Below are 21,557 nucleotides of genomic sequence, written 5' to 3' on the forward strand. Positions count from 1 at the left end.
AAAAGCTTGAGTTATCTCAGGCTTTTTCTGTACCCTTATACTAGGTAATAAATTGGGAAGTTAAATAATGAAAAGTTTTTTATTTCGTTTATATTTGTTGGCAATGAAAATAATTGCTCGTTTTACACCAATACAAAGTAATAAAGTGGTTGTTCTTAATGGTGCAGGTCGTTCTGGCTCCAATGGCTATCTGTTTGGTAAATATTTACAAAAAAGCCATCCCGAATATGAGGTTACTATTGTAGAACCTTGGCCATCGTCACATTTGCCACTTAAAACTTGGCGAAAAATTGGGGCAGCGAAATTTGTGTTCACCACACATCAGCCGTTCAAAGTTCATGCCAGGCAGGTTAATATCCAATTTTGGCATGGTATACCACTTAAACGCATGGGCTTCATGGCTAATAATACTAGTTCCAAGGTTGACCAGCGCAATGCTAAGTTGTGGCAAAAGAATGCTGATATAGTTTGCTCAAGCAGCGATTTATATGAAAGCTTAATGAGTGCCTGCTGCGGAATTGAATCTAATAAGTATCACAAAGCGGGTTTTCCTCGTATTGATGCTTTGAAAAACCCAGTTATTAGTAAAAAACAGCTACTTGGTGATTTATTTAAAACCGAGGATGATGAGGCGCAAATTGGTATTTATATGCCAACATTTCGTTATGAAATGGAAGACAGTCAAATTATGAAGCAGGTTCAACAGGGTAATTTTTTAACGCTGTCTGACTTTAACACTGAGCAGTTAAATGATTCGTTAAAAAAGAATCACCAATATTTAGTAGTGAAGCTGCATCCTTATGAAATGAAACTTTTTAAGCATTTGCAGAGTGATTATTCTAATATTGCCTTTCTTAATAATGATTATTTATATCAGCAAGATATTGACCTTTATGAGCTTTTGGGTAATACTGCTTTTCTGATTACAGATTTTTCCTCAATTTATTTTGATTATTTAAATATTGATAAGCCGATAATATTTATAACCAATTATTTACGGCAATACGAAGAAAAGCGTGGCCTTTTAATGGGACCTTATGAAGAAATTGTACCTGGAATATGTGTAAAGACACAGCAAGAACTCTTGCAAGCGCTTACAAGGCCCGATCGCTACGGGGCGAAACGTCGTTACTGGTTAGAATTAACAAATCAGGTTCAAGACCAATCAAGTTGCGCAAATGTAGTTCAGTTGTTAAAGAGTATTTAGAGGGTAAGTTGTGAAAAGAACTTTTTTAAACATTCTGTATAATGCGGTTTACCAAATTTTTCTGGTATTAGTACCGTTAATAACAGTTCCCTATCTTTCAAGAATTTTAGGTCCCAAAACATATGGGATATACAGCAACGTCAATAATATTGTTCAGTTTTTAATGATTTTCTGTACTCTTTCAGTGTCCTATATTGGGATGAGGACAATTTCTCAGATTAGAGCCTTTGGCAGCGAGCAGGATTTAACCAAGGCCTTTTGGGGCTTATGGTATTTTCAGGCCATAGCTGGATTCGTCACAATAGTGATAGTAATTGCTGTTACCAGCTTTTTTAAGATTAAGTACGGTCAATATTTACTATTAATGGTGCCATATCTTATTTCCGCTCAAGTTGATATTTCGTGGTTTTTTCAGGGATTAGCTGATTTTGGTCGTGTTGTGTTAAAAAATACTGCGGTTAAGCTGGTTTCTGTCATTCTGATCTTATTATGGGTAAAAAATCCAGGCGATCTCTGGAAGTACATGTTGATCATGTCAGTTTCAACAATGCTGGGTTCATTTGTTTTTTGGTTTGACATTCACCGCTATGTTGGTGGACCGGTCAGACATTTCTATCAATACCGCGCAACTGTTAAAGCAATCATTACCCTTTTAATACCGCAAATTGCTACCCAAATTTATACTTCTCTCGATAAACCTATCTTGGGTCTCTTTCAAAATTCGACGCAGGTTGCCTTTTATGACAATTCCCAAAGAATTTCTAACATGGTTTTGGGGATCGTCACTAGTATATCCTTGGTAATCATGCCTAAAATGGCTGGTGAGGGGAAAAAAGAACAACGGATAGTTTTAAAAAAGTCCCTTGAAGCGACAGTGATGCTGGGAACTTTGTTTGCAGTTATTATTATGGCTAATACCAAGGAATTTGTACCCTTCTTTTTCGGTCATAAATTCATTCCTATGACGCCATTGATGTTTTTCTTTACTCTCACTATCATTATGATTCCAACTGGCGGAGTATTCGCTAATCAATTTGCGCTTGCCAATCATCGAGATCGCGATTATGCCATTCCAGTCATAGTTGGTGCTTTCTTGGAAGTAATATTAAGCTATTTTCTGGATCAACTGTATGGTGCAACAGGTGCTATGATAGCAATTTTAATAACCGAGTTTATAGTTTTACTTTTGCGTTTGTGGATTGTGCGGGATGGTTATGATTTTAAATACTCTTTTCGTGAAATTCCTAAGTATTTTATAATTGCCGTTATTGTTTTGGCAGTGGGTCTTCTTTTACCCCAAATGTTTGCTTCGGCATTTCTTAATATGCTCTGCAAATCGATCATTATGTTTGTTTTATATATCGCGTTAATGTTTTTATTAAAACTCGATTTTAACCAAGACATAATTTTATTATTGAAAAAATTTTTTACCAGAGGTTAATAAATGATTCCCAAAATAATTCATTATGTGTGGGTAGGGGGTAACCCTAAACCACAAAATATTCAGCGTTGCATGAAGACCTGGTCAAAACACTTGCAGGATTATCAAATTATTGAATGGAACGAACACAATTTTGATATTCACGAAAATAAATATGTAGAACAAGCATATCAAGCTAAAAAATGGGCCTTTGTTTCAGATTACATTCGAGCTAAAGCAGTCTATGAAATGGGCGGTATCTATCTGGATACGGATGTTTTGGTTTTGGATAATTTACACGATTTGTTAAATAATAAAGCTTTTGTCGGCTTTGAAAATAAGGAAAATCCTTTTACAGCAGTATTTGGAGCGGAAAAAGGTCACCCACTGATTAAAGACATGCTTTCTTATTATGATGACCGTAATTTTACGTTTGACAAACAAGACCAATTAGCAGGAGTTAATACTGTTTCCGTATCTGACATTTTAAAAAATAAATATGGTGCTCAGCCTAATAACAAGGAGCAGCAATTGCAGACCGGTATACACGTTTATCCGGATGGCGTACTTTGTAATCCTTCTGCGCAGTCAAAGACCATCCATGTTTTTACCGGAACATGGATGGAAGGAGCTAAGCCACTGAAAAGAAAAATAGTGACAGCTCTGAAAGTCAGGATCAAAACGAAAAAAGAGGCAGCACTATATGCCAAAGTTTTCAGATAATCTGACTGAAGAAGAATTACAGAACCTGGTGCAAGAAATTTCTCTTAAATATTTTGGCAGACAGTTTAAGCACCAAGTAAAAATTAATAAGCGCATGACAACAACTGGTGGTCGGTATCATTTAGATGATCACCACATTGAAATTAATGCGCATTTTTTAGTGCCGCAATATTATCAAGAATTGATTGGCATAATTAAGCACGAATTGACGCATTACCACTTACATTTAAATCACAGAGGATATCGTCATCAAGACCATGATTTTAAAGTTTTACTTAATAAAGTTGGTGGTTCAAGGTATGCACCGGATATTGGTCTCAGACGCAAAAGCAAAGCAAAATACTTATACGTTTGCACAGTTTGCGGACAAAAATATTGGCGAGTTCGCTGGCTAGATTTACGACGATATGCGTGTGGTCATTGTAAAGGTAAATTGAAGCTGGTTAACCACAGATGAATTAAAAACAATTTTTCAGTTTTTTTGTTTGACAAAATGTTAGGTACCAAACTATAATTATCTTATAAAATATATTAGGTACCTAACTTTTTATTATTTTATTAAAGGAGCTTAATATGAGTCAAGCAAGTGATCAATTAATGAAACAACTTCATTTTATTATGCGTGCCAGTCGCTACTACATGTTTCAGAATAAAGAGCCGATATCTGGTCAAAAACGAGTTTTAGCAATCTTAAAGTTGGAAGACGGCCTAACCCAAAATTATTTAGCTGAAATTTTGGCTTTGAAACCCGGGTCTTTAGCAGAATTATTGAAAAAAATGGAGTTAAAAGGCGATATTCGACGTAAAGTTGATGAGCAGGATAAACGGGTTAAACGAGTTTACCTTACAGAAAATGGCAAAGAAAAGGCCGCAAAGTTAGCCGAACAAAAGGCCAAGCAAGATACTGCACCGTTTTTTGCTGGTTTGACTGCGGAAGAGCAAGACCAATTCGGTCAGTATTTAGCAAAAATTGCTGCGGGCTGGGATGATGATTTTAAGGATAAAGCCAGTTCTTTTGTTGATCCGGCCTATCGAATGGAAAGAATTAAAAAATGGCGTGAATATGCTGCTGAGCATCATTTTTCAAGATCAGATATGCGCGCTATGTGTCATCATATGCATGAACGGCATCACTACCATCATGACTGCCCTCGCGAAGATTTTAACAGAAATTATTGCAATTATGATAAGATGCACGGTTATGACCGCGACTTTTGGCGAAAATTTTGGCATAATGAAGATGAAGATTTATAATTAGCAACATGATTAAAGTTTTTCAATTATTGAAAAACTTTTTTATTTAGTCTAAATAAGGAAAGCCGGTATCTTTTATGGCATTTGGGTCACGTAAAGATGGAAAGCAAAATGTTAAAATTAGTGACTTTTTAGACCTGCTAAAAAGTTTAAATGTGAAAAAGTCTTTGTTCATAATTGGTTTACTACTTAGTCTTGTCACAAGTGCAGCCAATTTAGCATTACCTTTATTAACCAGGCAGCTGGTGGACACTAGTAAATGGGATAACTTTAATTATTCAAGTTTAATTATTATCATTGTAGTTTTTGTGTTGCAGCTAGTTTTAGGAACTTTGGGCGGATATGTACTGCGCTATTTTGGTGAAAGCGTAGTCAAGACCCTGCGTGAACGCTTATGGGCTCACCTGTTAAAATTACCTGTTACTTATTTTGATGCTAATAAAGTGGGTGAAAGCAGCTCGCGACTAGTCAATGATACTGGAATAATAAAAGATTTACTGGCTTCACAGTTTCCTAATTTTATTACCGGCGCAATCCAATTATTTTTCTCATTAATCATTTTATTTGTGATGGATTGGGAAATGGCCACCTTAATGTTTGTCGTAGTTCCTATTGTGGTAGTAATTTTATTACCGGTTGGTCGCATAATGGTGAGACTAGGTCGGAAACTACAAGCGGAAACAGCCAAATTTAATGGTGAGGTCAGTGAAAAACTATCTGAGGTCCGCTTAATTAAATCCAGTAACGGCGAAAAACATGAGCAGGAAGCTGGTAATCACCGAATCAATAAAATTTTCACCATTGGAGTTTTAGACGCACGCGTCGAAGCTGTTTTACAGCCAATCATTATGACCTTGATGATGGCTGCTTTTGCCGGCATTTTGGCTTTTGGCATTATTCGCGTTGGTCAAGGTTCTTTAACAAGTGGTTCATTAGTGGCCTTTTTACTGTACTTATTTAATGTTATTGGCCCTGTTGCCAATTTTGCCACCTTTTTCTCCCAGATTCAAAAAGCCTTAGGCTCAACTGAACGTATCCAAGAAATTTTACGAATAGAGCCCGAAAAGAATTTGGGTCAACAGACCTGCGATTTAACTAATAAAACTTTAACTGCACAAAATCTGAATTTCAGCTATGTGAAAAATGAACCAGTTTTACAGTCAATTTCATTTGTTTCACGACCCAATTCTGTGATTGCTTTTGCTGGTCCCAGCGGTGGCGGGAAGTCAACTATTTTTGCATTACTAGAGCGGTTTTACCAACCGGATAGTGGCAAAATTACTATTGGGAAGCAGGATATCCAAGATATTGACCTGGCAAATTGGCGCTGCCAAATAGGCTATGTTTCTCAAAATAGTGCTATTTTTTCTGGTACAATTCGGGAAAACCTGGTTTATGGTTTAACTAAAAAGATGACCGATGAAGATCTTTGGCATGGACTTTCTTTGGCTTATGCGGACCAATTTGTCCGTGAATTTCCTGATCAGATGGAGACTGAAATAGGTGAGCGCGGAATTAAGCTCTCTGGTGGTCAAAAGCAACGCTTAGCTATTGCCCGAGCTTTTTTACGTGATCCCAAGATTTTAATGCTGGATGAAGCTACTGCGAGTCTCGATTCAGAATCAGAGGGAAAAGTGCAACAAGCACTCGATAAACTGATGGTTAACAGAACTACTTTGGTAATTGCGCACCGACTGGCGACGATTGTTAATGCCGATCAAATATATTTTATAGAACACGGTAAGGTTACAGGCCATGGAACCCACCACGAATTGATGCAAAAGCATAGTTTATACGCTAAGTATGTCACCGAGCAGATGGTAAATTAACCGCTTTTAAATAAAAATGATTAAGAAAACTCTTGTGCTAAATTCAATTTTGGGTTATAGTATTGAATGTGTTGCGGGCATGGCGGAATGGCAGACGCGCAAGACTAAGGATCTTGTGATCGCTTTTAGATCGTGGAAGTTCGAGTCTTCTTGCCCGCATTTGCTTTAATGGAGCTTTGGCTCCATTTTTTTGTGCTTAATTTATTTTTGAGCAGATTTATTTTGCAACCAACTAACTTTATTTTAAAAATTAATTATGTTGCATAGTTTTATAATTAAGAGAGGTTATACTTAAGAAGAGATTTTTTAAAGCAAGGGAAAACAAATGGCGAGAAAACGAAGAAGCAAGAAGTTATCTAATACAGCAATCATTATGCGCACTTTTATTATTTTATTTTTGTTAATAATTGCTTTTGTGGCTTTTCGTTATTATCGTAGGCAGGCAATTCAGTCTGAACAGATTAGACAAGAGCAGCTTGCGCGTGAAGAGGCAAGGCAAAAGATTATCAGACAGCATAAGGCCTTTATCCGCGAAATTGGCCCGATAGCTAAAGAAGTGGATAAATCTTTTGATCTTTTACCTAGTATCACAATTGCTCAAGCCTGTCTCGAAAGTGATTATGGTAAAAGCGATCTTTCCCAAAAATACAATAACCTCTTTGGCGTCAAAGGCAATAACCCTAATACTTCTGCTGTCTTAAAAACCAAAGAATTTGAAAAAGGTAAATGGATTGAAATTAAAGCTCGTTTTCAAATTTATGACTCTTATGAAGCTTCAATCAGGGCACATGCGCGCTTGTTCCAAAAAGGGACAACTTGGGATGCCAAGCAGTACCGGCACGTTCTGGCAGCCAAAAATTATGAGGCTCAGGCTCATGCTTTAGTCAAAGACGGCTATGCCACCGACCCTGATTATGCGGACAAACTGATTAAATTAATTGAAGAATACAATCTTGACCGTTTTGATAAATAGAATGCACAGGGTAACAAATAAGGCTACGATTTTTGGTACAATAGAAGAGTTATAAAATTTGGGGTGAGAGGATTCAGAATGAGCGTAGAATCAATTTTAAAGGGTTTAAATCCACAGCAAAAAAAAGCAGTACAGATTACAGAAGGGCCTTTGTTAGTCGTTGCTGGAGCGGGTTCTGGGAAAACGTCCGTGCTAACGCGGCGAATTGCTTATCTAGTTGCTGAAAAAGGGATCGCGCCTTGGAATATTTTGGCTATTACTTTTACCAATAAAGCTGCTACTGAAATGAAAGAGCGTGAATATAAGTTATTGGGACAGCAGGCTGACGGTATCTGGATGTCGACTTTTCATGCTCTTTGTGTCCGCATATTAAGACGGGATGCTGAAAAAATTGGTTATAGCAGTAATTTTTCGATTGCTGATTCAGCTGAACAGCTCACTTTAATTAAACATATTCAAAAAGAGCAAAATATTAATCCCAAAATGTATGAACCACGGAGGATTTTGTCTGCCATTTCCAATGGCAAAAATGATTTACTTACTCCAAATGCATTTTCAGCCAGCGCTGCCTCACCTTTTGAAAAAATAACTGCTCAAGTGTATCAGGAGTATCAAAAACGCCTAAAGAATGATCAAATTATGGACTTTGATGATTTGATTATGCAAACTCTGGTTTTATTCAAAAAGGCTCCGACAGTTTTACATTATTATCAAAATAAATTTCGTTATTTACTGGTAGATGAATACCAGGATACCAACCAGGCACAATACGAACTGTGTCATGCTTTAGCTGCACAATATAAAAATATCTGTGTTGTCGGTGATGCTGATCAGTCAATCTATGGCTGGCGCGGTGCCAACATGGAAAACATTATGAATTTTGAGCAGGACTATCATGATGATGGCGTGCAAACTGTCAAACTGGAGCAAAATTACCGTTCAACTGGTCATATTTTAGCAGCTGCTAATGCCGTAATTAAGAATAATCGTAACCGCAAAGCCAAAAAGCTGTGGACGGACCAAGGTGAAGGTGCAAAAGTAACTTATTATCGCGCCCAAAGTGGCGACGATGAAGCGCACTTTCTTATTGCCAAAATTCAAGAAGAGGTAAAAGAGAAAAAGCGCTCTTACCACGATTTTGCGGTATTATACCGCACTAATGCGCAATCCAGAACAGTTGAGGAGTCCTTTGTTAAGTCAAATGTTCCTTACCAAATTGTTGGTGGGCATAAATTCTATGATAGAAAAGAAATCATGGATATTATGGCTTATTTAAAGTTAGTAGCTAATCCCAGTGATTCCATGAGTTTCAACCGGATTATTAACACCCCTAAGCGCGGTATTGGACCAGTTAGTGTGCGGCGTTTTATGGACTTTGCCCGTGATAACGGTTTATCAATTTTAGGAGCCTTTGATCACATTAGTATGTCGGGCGTTACTGCTCGGGCAGGCGCCAGACTGAGTGATTTTGGCGCTAAATTACGCGATGCGATTAACTTTGCTAAAGATCATACAGTTACTGGTCTGACTGAAAAAATACTGCAAGATTTTGGCTATACTGCTGCCCTGAAAGCTGAACATACAATTGAAGCAGAGACTAGATTAGAAAACCTGGATGAATTTTTGTCTGTTACTAAGCGTTTTGACGATGAATATGAAGAAAACGATGACGCTGAAAATGCATTGAGTGACTTTTTGTCCGAGGTTTCTCTTTTAAGTGACCAAGATGATTTGGCCAATAATGATGATCAAGTTGCGTTAATGACATTACACGCCGCAAAGGGGCTGGAATTTCCAGTAGTCTTTTTAGTGGGAATGGAAGATGGACTTTTTCCTTTGTCACGCGCTTTGATGGAAGATGATCAGCTGGAAGAAGAGCGCAGATTGGCTTATGTGGGTATTACCCGAGCTAAGCGCGAACTGTTTTTAACCAATGCCTACTCACGTATGATGTATGGCAGAATGCAAAATAATCCTCCTTCCAGATTTTTGGCAGAAATTGATCAAGACGATCTGAATATTGAAAACTCCGTCCCAATTACCTTGACTAGTGCTAACTTTCAAGCTGAAACTGCACCTTTTGCTAACAGTGATGAACGGGCACGTGCACAAGTTTATACTCCCAAAGTTAAACCGGCTGGTGCAGTGGGAGCAGAGAAAAAGGCTGGAATGTCGGCGACCAGGTAGAGCATAAGTCCTGGGGCAGAGGCGTTGTAACTAAAGTTAACGGCAAAGGCGAAGACATGGAACTTGATATTGCTTTTAGTGGTAAGGGAATCAAGCGGCTTCTAGCAGCATTTGCACCAATTAAAAAGGTATAATAAAAGCAGAAATAAAAAAATAGTTTTAAATCAGGAGGAAGAAAATGGCAGATTTAACTCTTGATGAGGCCAGAAAAGAAGTCGCAGCTCTAAGAGATAAACTAGACGAATGGGCAAATGCCTACTATACAAAAGACACACCTGAAGTTGAAGATAATGTGTACGATAAAAACTATAATCGTTTAGTTGAACTTGAGCAGGAATTTCCACAACTGGTGTCACAAGATTCCATTACTCAAAAAGTAGGGGGACAGATTGACAATCAGTTTACTAAGGTTTCTCATGAAATTCCGATGTTATCAATGGGAGATGTTTTTTCTAAAGAAGAACTGCAGGAATTTGATGACAGAGTGCAAAAACAAATAGGTCACGAAGTTGCTTATAATGTCGAATTAAAGATAGATGGTCTGTCTATTGCCTTAGAGTATACTGACGGTAAATTAACCAGGGCTTCTACCAGGGGAAATGGTCAAGTAGGTGAAGACGTTACTCCTAATGCGCGCTATATTTCTGATATACCGCAAACCTTGCCCGCAAAATTGACCATGGAAGTCCGGGGTGAATGTTACATGGGTAAAGAACCATTTGCTAAACTCAATGCGGAACGTGATGAAAACGGCGAAACAACTTTTGCCAATCCACGTAACGCTGCAGCCGGCTCTTTACGGCAATTAGATGCAAGTATTACCAAACAAAGGCACTTGAGCACATTTATTTATACTTGGGTTAATCCGCCAGCAGAAATTACCAGCCAACACCAAGCCATTGAAAAGATGACGCAGCTGGGTTTTCATACTAATCAAACCGGTCGCAGAATTGCGAAAATGGCCGATATTTTTGCTTTTATTGACGAGTATACTGCTAAAAGAAATTCGCTAGATTACGGTATTGACGGGATCGTTTTAAAAGTTGACGATTTGGATTTGCAACAAGAACTAGGAAATACCGTCAAAGTACCCCGTTGGGAAATAGCGTATAAATTTCCTCCTGAAGAGCAGGAAACTGTGGTTCATGAAATTAAGTGGACGGTCGGTCGTACTGGAGTTGTAACGCCAACTGCGATTATGGATCCTGTCCAGTTAGCTGGTACTACAGTTTCTCATGCTGTTTTGCATAACGCCGATTTATTGCAACAAAAAGATGTCCGTATTGGCGATACCGTTATGTTACATAAAGCGGGCGATATTATACCTGAGATTTCAGAAGTGGTATTAGCTAAAAGGCCGAAGGATGCTCAACCTTATCCGATTCCAACAACTTGCCCGTCGTGTGGAGAAAAATTGATTCATCTAAAAGATGAAGTAGCATTGCGCTGTGTTAATCCATCGTGTCCTGCTCAAATTGAAGAGGGTATAACTCATTTTGCTTCCAGACCGGCTATGAATATTGACGGCCTAGGACCTAAAATCGTGCGGCAGTTAATTAAGAATGGTCTAGTTCATAATGTAGCTGATTTGTATCATTTAACCGCTGCTGATTTGGAAAAACTGGATCATTTTAAAGATAAATCTATCAGCAATTTATTAAACGCCATCAATAATTCAAAAAGAAATTCCGTTGAATTATTGTTAACTGGACTTGGAATTGATCATGTCGGTGCAAAGGCTGCCAGATTAATTGCACAAAAGTTTAAAAATATGGCAAAGATTATAACTGCAGACGTGCAAGATGTAGCTGCTATCGCTACAATAGGAAGGACAATTGCAGAATCTTTAACCACTTATTTTGCTCAAGATGAAGTTAAAGATCTAGTTAATGAACTTAAAAATAGTGGTGTTAACATGGATTATCTAGGTGCAGAACCTGAAGACACTGCAGCAATCTCTGACAATTACTTTAAAGGTAAAACTGTCGTTTTAACAGGAACTCTGGCGCATTACACTAGAAGTGAGTTTACCAAGAAATTACAAGCACTTGGTGCTAAGGTAACTGGTTCAGTTTCAAGGAAAACCGATTATGTAATTTATGGTCAGGACGCTGGTTCCAAATACACTAAAGCGCAGAGGCTCGGTGTACCGTTATTGACTGAGGAAGAAGCAATTGCTCAAGTTAAATAAAGGAACTTTTAAAGTGAAAAAATACTTGCAAATATTAACGCTTTTGGGAATATCATTGAGTTTGACGGCTTGCGGCAACTTGAAAAATTCCAACTTGGCGAATAACGCTAAAACATCATCGAATTCAAGCCCTAAAACATATCAAACTACTGATACTGGTAATAATGGGTATACTGTTTTGCTTAAAAACGGGCATTATGTAACAAGCCCAATATCTGGCCTGACAGCGACTGATAATGATAATTCTGTTGACACCAGAGAATTAGAACGAGGCTTGGTCCAGATTTCTAAAGGTGTTTATTCAACAAATTCATATGTCTTTCAGGAAGGCCAGTACATTTCTGCCACTGTAGCCAATCAATGGCTGCGGCGAAAGTCAAAGTCAAATCCCACTGGCCTTAATCCCAAAATAGGAACTAAGAAAAATTACCAACCAATTTATTTAGAAGAAATAATTGAACAAGATTTTTTGACTGGATCCGGTTCAAATTACCACATAGGTGGTATTAGTATTGGGCTTGCTCTTAATTCAATTGACTATTATCAAAAGAAAAAAGATGGTCCTGAATACCAGGCACAAATTTCACGTACGCAGCAAAAGCAGTATGGACAAGCTGCAGCTCAAAAAGTAGTGGATCGTTTACGGAAAAAGAAAGCTTTAAAGAGCGTTCCAATTACGGTTGGGCTTTTTGCCAAAGAAAGCAAGGACTCTTTAGTGGCTGGAACTTACTTTTTGAGCGGGACAGCGGCCGCTAATAGTAGTAAAATAACTAAATGGAAAACTATTAATACTCAAGCGGAAGTTTTACCAACGGTTGGTGGTAAAAAAGCAATTAATAGCAGTGATGCTTCCAGTTTCAATAGTTTTAAAGAATCTATTCAAAATTATTTCCCTAATATCAGTGGTGTAACAGCAACTTTACGCTATGAAAATGGTAAGTTAGCTCAAGAAAATATTACAATTACTACCCAGTTTTATGGGTATGAGCAAATTCAAAGTTTTACCAGGCTGGTTTTATCAACCGCAAAGAAGTATTTGGCTAATAACGTGCCCATCGAAATTAAGATTGGTTCCGTTAATGATATCCAGGCTTTAGTTGCTAAAGAAACAGGGGATAGTAGTTATCAAGTCCATATTTATGGTGGCGAATAAGGAGGTATATTTGCGTGGAAATTACAGAAGATACAATTAAACACGTTGCGACTTTGTCGCGACTTGAGATTGATGAAAAAGATATCAGCAAGGTAACTGAACAAATGAGTTCAATTATTAATATGGCTGATCAATTATCAGAAGTTAATACTGCTGGTGTGAAAGAAACCGTTCAGGTTGTTGATCGTGATACTGTCTTTAGAGAAGATGAGCCTGAACACTGGCAAGATCGAGCTGAATTAATGAAAAATGTTCCTGAACAGGCCAATGGCTTCATTAAGGTTCCGGTAATTATTAATAAGGATGAGGACGAGTAATGAATTACTTAAATGAAGATATTGACTCTTTAAATGAAAAACTTGCCCACAAGACATTGTCAGCCGACAAATTAGCGCAAGATACAATTGATAATATTAAAAAGACAGATGACAAGTTGAACGCTTGGATTACTGTTCAAGAAGTTGCAAAGCCACAAAATGATTTAGACTTTGCTCATAATAAACTTGCTGGCATTCCGGTTGCCATTAAAGACAACATTATTACTGATGGTGTTAAAACAACGGCAGCTAGTCATATTCTAGATAATTACATTCCGGTATATGATGCGACTGTCATTGAAAGATTAAAAAAGGCGCAAGTGACTTTTGTGGGTAAAACCAACATGGATGAATTTGCGATGGGTTCTTCTACGGAACATTCATACTTTGGCATTACCCACAATCCGTGGAATTTGGATAAAGTACCGGGCGGTTCATCTGGTGGTTCAGCTGTTGCTGTTGCCTCGGGCCAAGTCGTTGCTGCTTTGGGTTCAGACACTGGTGGTTCGATCAGGCAGCCTTCCGCATTTAACGGCATTTTTGGTATTAAGCCGACATATGGTCGCGTTTCACGTTGGGGCTTAATTGCTTTTGCTTCTTCATTAGATGAAATCGGTGTGATGAGTAAGCGGGCAAAGACCTCAGCTGAAGTTCTGAATGTTATTGCAGGTAGTGACGAGCACGACTCTACTCTTTCGACTAGAGCAGTGCCTGATTTTACCAAGTACATTGGTCAAGATGTTAAGGGTATGCATGTAGCGGTAGTTAAAGAATATATGGCTGCTGTTAATGGTGATATGCGCAACGCAATTCAAGAACAAATTGATGCTTTGGAAAATGCTGGAGCAATTATCACTGAGGTATCTTTACCTTTAACCAAGTATGTAGTTCCAGACTATTACATTATTGCTTCAAGTGAGGCTTCATCAAACTTGCAAAGATTTGATGGTATTCGCTACGGCTACCGTGCTCAAGATACTAAGAATCTATTAGATGTTTACGTTAAGTCTCGTTCAGAAGGCTTTGGCGAAGAAGTTAAACGGCGGATTATGTTGGGCTCTTTTGCACTTTCGGCTGGCTCTTATGATCGTTTCTTTAGACAAGCATCTAAAGTCAGAACGTTAATTTGTGACGAATTCGATCAGATTTTTGCTGAGAATGATGTGATTGTGGGCCCAACCACCACCACTCCTGCTTTCGGCATCGGTAGTGAAATTTCTGACCCAATTAAAATGTACAACAATGATATCTTGACGATCTCGGCCAACTTAGCAGGTATTCCTGCTGCCAGCGTTCCTGCTGGTTTAGTTGACGGAATGCCTGTAGGACTGCAGATTATGGCCAAACGCTTTGATGAAGGCAGTATTTTCCAAGTTGCTGATTTTATTGAGCGAAGCAATAAGTTTTATGAAAAAACACCAACTGGAATGGAGGATTAACTGATGAATTTTAAATCAACGATTGGGTTCGAAGTTCACTTTGAATTAAAAACTAAAAGTAAGATTTTTTCACCTTCGCCAGTAAGTTATGGTGCTAAACCCAACACGGAAACTAATGTCATTGATTGGGCGATGCCGGGTGTTTTACCTTACGTTAACAAGGACGTTTACCGTTTAGGCATTATGGTCGCACTGGCCACACATGCTCATATTTTGCCAACAACTCATTTTGACCGGAAAAATTACTACTACCCAGATAGCCCTAAGGCTTACCAGATTACCCAATTTTTCCAACCACTAGCTCGTGATGGTTATGTTGAAATTGAATCTCACGGTAAGAAAAAGCGCATTGGAATTCATGAAATGCATATTGAGGAAGATGCCGGCAAGAATACTCACGGTACCAACGGTTATTCTTACGTTGACTTAAACCGGCAGGGTGTTCCTCTACTTGAAGTTGTTTCTGAGCCCGAAATTGCTGATCCGGATGAAGGCTATGCTTACCTTGAAAAATTGCGTAAGATAGTGCAATTTACCGGTGCTTCCGATGTTAAGATGGAAGAGGGATCAATGCGTGTTGATACCAACATTTCCATTAGACCTGCCGGTCAAAAGGAACTGGGTACCAAAGTTGAAATGAAAAACTTGAACTCTTTTGAACATGTGCGTAAGTCTTTGGCATATGAAGAAAAGCGTCAAGCTCAGGTTCTCCTTTCTGGTGGTCGCGTGCAACTTTCTACTCGCCGTTTTGATGAAGCAACTGGTAAAACAGTTTTGGAGCGTGTCAAAGAAGGCGATGCTGATTACCGTTACTTCCCTGAACCTGATATCGCACCTGATCATATCAGTCAAGAGTGGATTGATGAAATCAAGTCAACTTTACCGCGTTCAGCTGAAGAACGTTACAACCAGTATGTGAATGAATTTGGTCTGAAAGAATATGACGCAAATGTTCTTTTGCAAACCAAAGAGAGTTCAGACTTCTTTGATCAAACTGTTGCTGCTGGAGCTGATCCGCAACTTGCTGCTAATTGGATGAACACTCAGGTTAATGGCTATTTGAATGATAATCGAGTTGAACTGGCTGATATTAAGTTGACACCGGAGCATTTAGCTGCCATGATTAAATTGATTAAAGATGGTACGATTTCTTCTAAGATAGCTAAAAAGGTCTTTGCAGAGACAATCGCTAATGGTACAGACCCTAAGAAATACGTTGAAGACAAAGGTATGGTGCAGTTATCTGATACCAGCGTCTTGGCACCTATGGTTAAAGAGGTTGTTGATAACAACCCACAATCGGTAGAAGACTTTAAGAACGGTAAGGATCGGGCAATTGGTTATCTTGTCGGACAGTTGATGAAACAAACCAGGGGCAAGGCCAATCCAAAGATAATTAATAAGTTGCTGAATGAAGAATTGCAGAAGCGTTAAGTAATTTTTGAAGTAATAAGGGTAGAAATTATGACTGAAAAAGCAAGATTGATCTATAATCCTGTATCTGGTCACGAACAGATGCCTAAAAATGTCGCGGATATATTGGACGTTTTGGAACAAGCTGGGTATGAGGCAAGTGCATTTCGAACCAAGCCAGAAAAGCAGAGTGCGCAAAAAGAAGCAACTCGGGTAGCTAATGAAGGCTTTGATTTGATTGTTGCCGCTGGCGGTGATGGCACCATTAATGAAGTGGTCAACGGTATTGCGAATTTGGAAAAAAGACCAAAGATGGCAATTATTCCTGCCGGTACTACTAACGATTATGCTCGTGCTCTGCATATACCGCGAGATGATATTGCTGAAGCAACAAAGGTTATTCTCAAAAATAAAACCCGTAAAATGGATATTGGTGAGGCAACTTTTGCCAAGGATATTCAGTATTTTGTTAATATTGCTGCTTGTGGTTCATTGACTGAACTGACATATGGTGTTCCGTCGGAAGTAAAGTCTGCACTTGGCTATACTGCCTACTTAATTAAGGGTGCGGAAATGCTGCCTCATCTTACTGAAAACGAACTTCGTCTTACCTATGATGAGGGCGTATACGAAGGCAAACTGTCTATGCTATTGCTCGGAATGACTAATTCTATTGGTGGTTTTGAACAAATTATGCCTGATGCTGAGTTAAGTGATGGCTTATTCCAATTAATAATTGTTAAGCCATCAGATCCAGTAAAGTTGTTAAAATTAATGGCTTTAGCTTTAAACGGCAAGCACGTTGATGATCCCGACATTATTTACACTAAGACGCGTAGTTTAAAGATTGAATTAATGGGTAAAAGCAAAGGCGAGAAGTTGCCGGTTAACCTTGATGGTGAAATTGGCGATTATTGTCCTGTTATTTTTAAAAATTTACAACAACGAATTGAATTTTTCGTTGGTGAATAAATAAAGCATAAAAAGAAGCAACTACTTTCACGAGTAATTGCTTCTTTAGTTTAGTAACAAAATCAGTTAGTTGCGACTATTGCCACTGCCACCAAAGATTTCTAGTAAGAACATAAAAATGTTAATGAAATCAAGGTAGAGTTGCAATGCACCGAGAACTGCCAAGCCGTTGGCTGAAACTTGATTACCGTAATTGACGTATATTGCTTTCATCTTGTTAGCATCACTGGCAACTAAACCTGTAAAAAGAATGACCCCAATAAATGAGAAGACATAAGTAACGGCCGGGTTACGTAAAAACATATTAACTATCAAGGCAACAACAAAGCCAAGTAAAGCGGCACTCAAGTAAGAGTTCCAGTTAGTCATATCTCTTTTAGTAAAAGTGCCAAATAAAGCCATCGCAATGAACACCGCTGCCGCTGAAACAAAGGCAGAAGTGATTTGCGTACCAGTGTAAAAGCCGGCAATTAAGGCAAATTCAAAACCGTAAATTGCTGATAATATCGTTAACATTACTAGACTGGCAACTGGATTGCGATCAGCTTTAAAACTAATACCCATTGACAAGCCAAATGGGACAAATAAAATGAGCCACATCATGGCCACTGGCATGTTCATCACAGCGCTTCTGAAGACAGTCATTGTTAAGTAGGCTGCTAACGCAGAAACAAGTACCGCACCAGCCATCAAGGCATACATTTTAGTTAAAAAAGTATTGGTTTCGGAGATGGTGTGGATTTGGCGCCTGTCTGAATTAGTATCATAATTGTTCATGAAAAACGTCCTTTCTTTAAGTTATTAGTATTAAAAGTAACACAGACAACAATAAGTGTGAAGGGATAAAGTTGAAATTAATCCAATATTAAGAAACCGACTTGTGCATTACTTTTGCTAGGATTTTTAGTAAAATAGAGATATTAATTATGTTTGTAAAAAAGGACAAAATATGGAAAAGAATCAAATTATCAAACTTGAAATTACAGATTTATCATATGAAGCTATGGGAGTAGCTCATTATGAGGGCATGACAGTATTTGTCAATAATGCCTTATCGGGTGAAACGGTAGAAGCTAAGATTTTAAAAGTCAAAAAGCACTTTGCTTTTGCTAAAATCGAGCAAATCATTAAGGAAAGCCCTGACCGGGTTAACATTAAACTTAACCAGTGGGTTCAAACAGGCTTAGCATCTTTAGCACACATCAAATATGATAAGCAGCTAGAATTTAAACGTAATCAAGTAGTAAATTTACTGCAGAAAGCACATTTGGATGATGTAAAAGTAGGCGAGACCCTGCCTAGTCCTGAAGAAACGGGCTACCGTAACAAGGCACAAGTGCCTGTTCGTGAAGTTAAAGGCCAGCTTGAAATTGGCTTTTTCAGAAAACATTCACACGACTTAGTGCCTCTGACTAATTTCTTTACAACTGATCCTGAAATTGACCGCGTTTTAGTGGCTGTGCGTGACATTTTAAGGCAGTATCGTGTTCCAGCTTACGATGAGATTAATAATGAGGGTGAAGTCAGGTATTTAGACATTCGCCGCAGTAAAGCCACCGGCGAAATTATGGTCATCTTGGTTTGCCTGCACAAGGATTTTCCGCAACTACCTAAAGTAGCAGAGGCAATTAAGCAAATTGAAGGCGTAACTAGCCTAGTCCTGAACTATAACCCGAAGAAGACCAACGTTATTTTAGGTAAAGTTGATTACTTAATCTTTGGTAAGCCACAAATTACGGATCAAATAGGTGATGTAAAGTTTAAGATTTCCCCTGAAAGTTTCTTTCAAATTAATTCACTGCAAACACCTCGCTTATATGATTTAGCCATTAAAAAAGCTGATTTAAAGGCGGACGATATCATGGTTGATGCATATTCTGGTATTGGAACTATTGGTTTAAGCGTTGCCAAGCACGTCAAATCTGTTCACGGAATTGAAAGCGTGTCTGACGCGGTGAAAGATGCCAATAATAATGCTAAGTTGAATGGTATCAATAATGCCAAATATGTGACTGGTAAGGCAGAAGAAGTGATGCCAAGATGGGCTGCTAAGGGGATGAAAGCTGATGTCATCTTTGTCGACCCGCCAAGAAAAGGATTAACACCAGAATTTATTGAGGCAGCAGTAAAAACTGGTCCGAAGAAGATTGTCTATATTTCATGTAACCCCGCAACCATGATTCGTGACCTGCAGGAATTTATGAATGAAGGCTACACCTTTAATCAAATCGATCCCGTTGACATGTTTCCACAAACGCCACATGTTGAGGCAGTGACGGTGCTGGACCGGGTGAAGTAATGTTTGCGGCATTTCTAATTAATATTAGATCTATTTAAACATATATTAGATATGAAACTACTATAGTACTATAAAATTAAATTTAAATGTGTTATAAAAGAATATAAGGATTATGAATTTTAAAAAGACTGAAAGTCATATTATAATTTAAATAAAATTTAAGTATTAAGATATTTGTGAAACGGGTAAAAACATAAAGTAGGAGAATAATCAATGAAAACAGACAATGAAAAATATAATGAGGCTGTGCAGCCAAATACTGCTTTTCTAAATGAATTAAAAGAAAAGCTTCCAGAATTTATAAATAAAGATGGATCCTTTGATCTTGACAAGTTTAAGAATCAGTTGAAAAGAAAAAATATTAATGAACTTAGAGAGGGCTATCAATTAGAATTTATTGGAAAGGACTATGCACGTCGTCAGGCTGGTGAGATGCCAAATAGTGTGATTGTTCCAGATAAAAAACAAAATAGAGGAGCTGGAGCTGGGTCAGACAATCTCTTTTTTACTGGGGATAATCTAGAAGTTTTACGCCATTTGCAGAGTAATTACCAAAATAAAATTGATATGATTTATATTGATCCTCCTTATAACACAGGGAATGGTGATTTTATTTACCCTGATAAGTTTGAATATAAGGATAGCGAAATTCAAGATATGTTTGGATTAGATGATGATCAATTACAACATTTAAAGAGCATTCAAGGTAATTCTAGTCACTCAGCTTGGTTAACATATATGTATCCTAGATTGAAATTGGCTAAGCAGTTACTAAAAGATAGTGGTGTAATTTTTATTTCTATTGATGATAATGAACTTTCTAATCTAAGAGAAATTTGTGATGAAATTTTTGGTGAAAGTAACTTTATCAGCAACATCATTTGGAATTCAAGAAAATCCGTTTCAAATGATGCAGTTGTTTCATTAAATCATAATAGTTTGCTTGTCTATACAAGACAAATAAGGGCATTTAATAATAACAAATCAAACTTTAAATTACGTATAAATGATAAGGGATTCACTAATCCTGATAATGATAAAAGGGGACCCTGGAGAGCGGATCCATTCGATTCGCCTGGAATCAGACCTAATTTAACTTTTAAAATTATAAATCCAAATACAGGTGAAGCTTTTCTTCCACCAAATGGACGTTGTTGGAGAACAGGTCCAGCTGAGTATAAAAAGTTATTAAATGAAAATAGAATTGTATTTGGTAAATATGGTAAAACAAAACCTCAGTTGAAAAGATTTCTTTTCGAAGTAAGAGATAAGGGACAGACGCCAAAATCTATATGGGATGATGTGGGAACGGCAACTAATGGTACCCAAGAAATTCAACATTTGTTTGGGGAGAAAATTTTTAGTACTGCAAAACCCACTAGCTATATTAAAAGGATAACTGATCTGGGTACAAATAATGATTCTATTGTTCTGGATTTTTTTGCAGGCTCTTCAACAACTGCTGATGCAGTAATGCAATTAAATGCTGAAGATTGCGGTCATCGTCAATTTATTATGGTTCAGATACCTGAAAAGACTTATGAAGTAGACAAAGAGACTGGTTTACCTAAGTTAAATAAAGATGGCAATAAGATTCCTACAAAGGGTGGTAAAGCAGCTTATACCGCGGGATTTATGTCTATCGATCAAATTTCCCGTGAACGTATTCGTCGCGCAGCAAAAAAAATTGAACAAGAAAATAGATTAACTTTACCTAAAGACTTCGACGACAGTTTTAAACACTATAGAGTTGTAAAGCCAACGAAAAAAACTCTTGCAAACATTAATTCTTTTGATCCAAACAATATTAACTTATTTACTAATATGGTTGATGATTTTTCAAGTGAAAATTTAGGTATAAAGGGTGAAGCAACTGGTGAAGAAACCATACTCACAACTTGGCTTGTTAAGGATGGCTATCCTTTTGATGCTAAAGTTGACGAAGTTAAGTTTAATGATTACACAGCTCATAAAGTTGAAGATAATCGCCTTTACTTGATTAGCGAGGGCTGGAGAAGCAGCGAGACAAAGAAATTATTGAACCAACTTGGTAGTCATAAATTGAATATTCAAAGTGTGGTTATTTTTGGTTATTCATTTAATATTATGGAATTGCGCGAGCTTGAAAATGGCCTGAAGCAGCTAGATAGTAAAGTTATTTTATTAAAGAGGTACTAAAC

16 protein-coding genes, 1 tRNA gene and 1 pseudogene are annotated in these 21,557 nt (G+C 37.8%); 17 read left to right on the forward strand and 1 reads right to left on the reverse strand.

The genetic code is table 11. The features are described 5' to 3' along the window. Positions 1-67 precede the first annotated feature (67 nt). The 15 genes and pseudogenes from LDX54_RS03070 (at position 68) to LDX54_RS03140 (ending at position 17,078) form a co-directional block, all read left to right on the forward strand. Positions 68-1,207, forward strand: coding sequence for a CDP-glycerol glycerophosphotransferase family protein (locus LDX54_RS03070; protein ID WP_265666898.1), 1,140 nt, complete (start codon positions 68-70; stop codon positions 1,205-1,207). 10 nt (positions 1,208-1,217) lie between these two features. Beyond that, positions 1,218-2,648, forward strand: a complete 1,431-nt coding sequence (locus tag LDX54_RS03075) for an oligosaccharide flippase family protein (RefSeq protein ID WP_265666896.1) — start codon at positions 1,218-1,220, stop codon at positions 2,646-2,648. Between the two features lie 3 nt (positions 2,649-2,651). After that, positions 2,652-3,350 carry a glycosyltransferase gene (locus tag LDX54_RS03080; protein WP_198202797.1) on the forward strand — a complete coding sequence of 233 codons (699 nt, stop codon included), beginning with the start codon at positions 2,652-2,654 and terminating at the stop codon, positions 3,348-3,350. Between the two features lies 1 nt (position 3,351). Beyond that, entirely contained in the window at positions 3,352-3,807 is a 456-nt protein-coding gene (locus LDX54_RS03085; RefSeq protein WP_198202875.1) for a SprT family protein, read from the forward strand. A gap of 116 nt (positions 3,808-3,923) precedes the next feature. Beyond that, positions 3,924-4,604, forward strand: a complete 681-nt coding sequence (locus tag LDX54_RS03090; RefSeq protein ID WP_265666895.1) for a MarR family transcriptional regulator — start codon at positions 3,924-3,926, stop codon at positions 4,602-4,604. A 77-nt stretch (positions 4,605-4,681) separates the two neighbouring features. After that, on the forward strand, positions 4,682-6,433 hold the full coding sequence (locus LDX54_RS03095; RefSeq protein WP_265666894.1) for an ABC transporter ATP-binding protein: 1,752 nt from the start codon (positions 4,682-4,684) through the stop codon (positions 6,431-6,433). A gap of 73 nt (positions 6,434-6,506) precedes the next feature. Continuing rightward, positions 6,507-6,592 (forward strand) — tRNA-Leu (locus LDX54_RS03100). A 166-nt stretch (positions 6,593-6,758) separates the two neighbouring features. Continuing rightward, positions 6,759-7,406 carry a glycoside hydrolase family 73 protein gene (locus LDX54_RS03105; protein ID WP_110445793.1) on the forward strand — a complete coding sequence of 216 codons (648 nt, stop codon included), beginning with the start codon at positions 6,759-6,761 and terminating at the stop codon, positions 7,404-7,406. A 78-nt stretch (positions 7,407-7,484) separates the two neighbouring features. Continuing rightward, a pseudogene (pcrA, locus tag LDX54_RS03110) lies at positions 7,485-9,727 on the forward strand (DNA helicase PcrA). A 44-nt stretch (positions 9,728-9,771) separates the two neighbouring features. Beyond that, entirely contained in the window at positions 9,772-11,784 is a 2,013-nt protein-coding gene (gene ligA / locus LDX54_RS03115; protein ID WP_265666893.1) for an NAD-dependent DNA ligase LigA, read from the forward strand. Between the two features lie 13 nt (positions 11,785-11,797). Then, on the forward strand, positions 11,798-12,937 hold the full coding sequence (locus LDX54_RS03120) for a CamS family sex pheromone protein (protein ID WP_265666892.1): 1,140 nt from the start codon (positions 11,798-11,800) through the stop codon (positions 12,935-12,937). 14 nt (positions 12,938-12,951) lie between these two features. Further along, positions 12,952-13,254 (forward strand): Asp-tRNA(Asn)/Glu-tRNA(Gln) amidotransferase subunit GatC, encoded by a 303-nt coding sequence (gene gatC / locus LDX54_RS03125; RefSeq protein ID WP_046324527.1) that lies wholly within the window; start codon positions 12,952-12,954, stop codon positions 13,252-13,254. Beyond that, the gene (gene gatA / locus LDX54_RS03130) at positions 13,254-14,693 is read left to right on the forward strand and encodes an Asp-tRNA(Asn)/Glu-tRNA(Gln) amidotransferase subunit GatA (RefSeq protein WP_265666891.1); all 1,440 of its coding nucleotides are present in this window, start codon (positions 13,254-13,256) and stop codon (positions 14,691-14,693) included. Before gatC ends, gatA begins: the two co-directional genes overlap by 1 nt. A 3-nt stretch (positions 14,694-14,696) precedes the next feature. Next, complete coding sequence (gene gatB / locus LDX54_RS03135) at positions 14,697-16,127, forward strand: Asp-tRNA(Asn)/Glu-tRNA(Gln) amidotransferase subunit GatB (protein ID WP_046324529.1); 1,431 nt, start codon at positions 14,697-14,699, stop codon at positions 16,125-16,127. A 30-nt stretch (positions 16,128-16,157) separates the two neighbouring features. Continuing rightward, entirely contained in the window at positions 16,158-17,078 is a 921-nt protein-coding gene (locus LDX54_RS03140) for a diacylglycerol kinase family lipid kinase (RefSeq protein ID WP_265666890.1), read from the forward strand. Positions 17,079-17,144: 66 nt separating this feature from the next. Here the strand turns inward: LDX54_RS03140 and LDX54_RS03145 are convergent, their stop codons facing one another. Next, positions 17,145-17,855, reverse strand: coding sequence for a Bax inhibitor-1/YccA family protein (locus LDX54_RS03145; protein WP_265666889.1), 711 nt, complete (start codon positions 17,853-17,855; stop codon positions 17,145-17,147). Between the two features lie 172 nt (positions 17,856-18,027). On the opposite strand from LDX54_RS03145, the gene rlmD reads away from it, so the two are divergent. Both rlmD and LDX54_RS03155 read left to right on the forward strand, forming a co-directional pair. Beyond that, positions 18,028-19,377 (forward strand): 23S rRNA (uracil(1939)-C(5))-methyltransferase RlmD, encoded by a 1,350-nt coding sequence (gene rlmD / locus LDX54_RS03150; RefSeq protein WP_265666888.1) that lies wholly within the window; start codon positions 18,028-18,030, stop codon positions 19,375-19,377. 213 nt (positions 19,378-19,590) lie between these two features. Next, positions 19,591-21,555, forward strand: coding sequence for a site-specific DNA-methyltransferase (locus LDX54_RS03155; protein WP_265666887.1), 1,965 nt, complete (start codon positions 19,591-19,593; stop codon positions 21,553-21,555). Positions 21,556-21,557: the final 2 nt, after the last annotated feature.

Origin of the sequence: Lactobacillus sp. IBH004 (assembly GCF_026185255.2) — a bacterium.
GTDB classification, from domain to species: Bacteria; Bacillota; Bacilli; order Lactobacillales; family Lactobacillaceae; genus Lactobacillus; species Lactobacillus melliventris.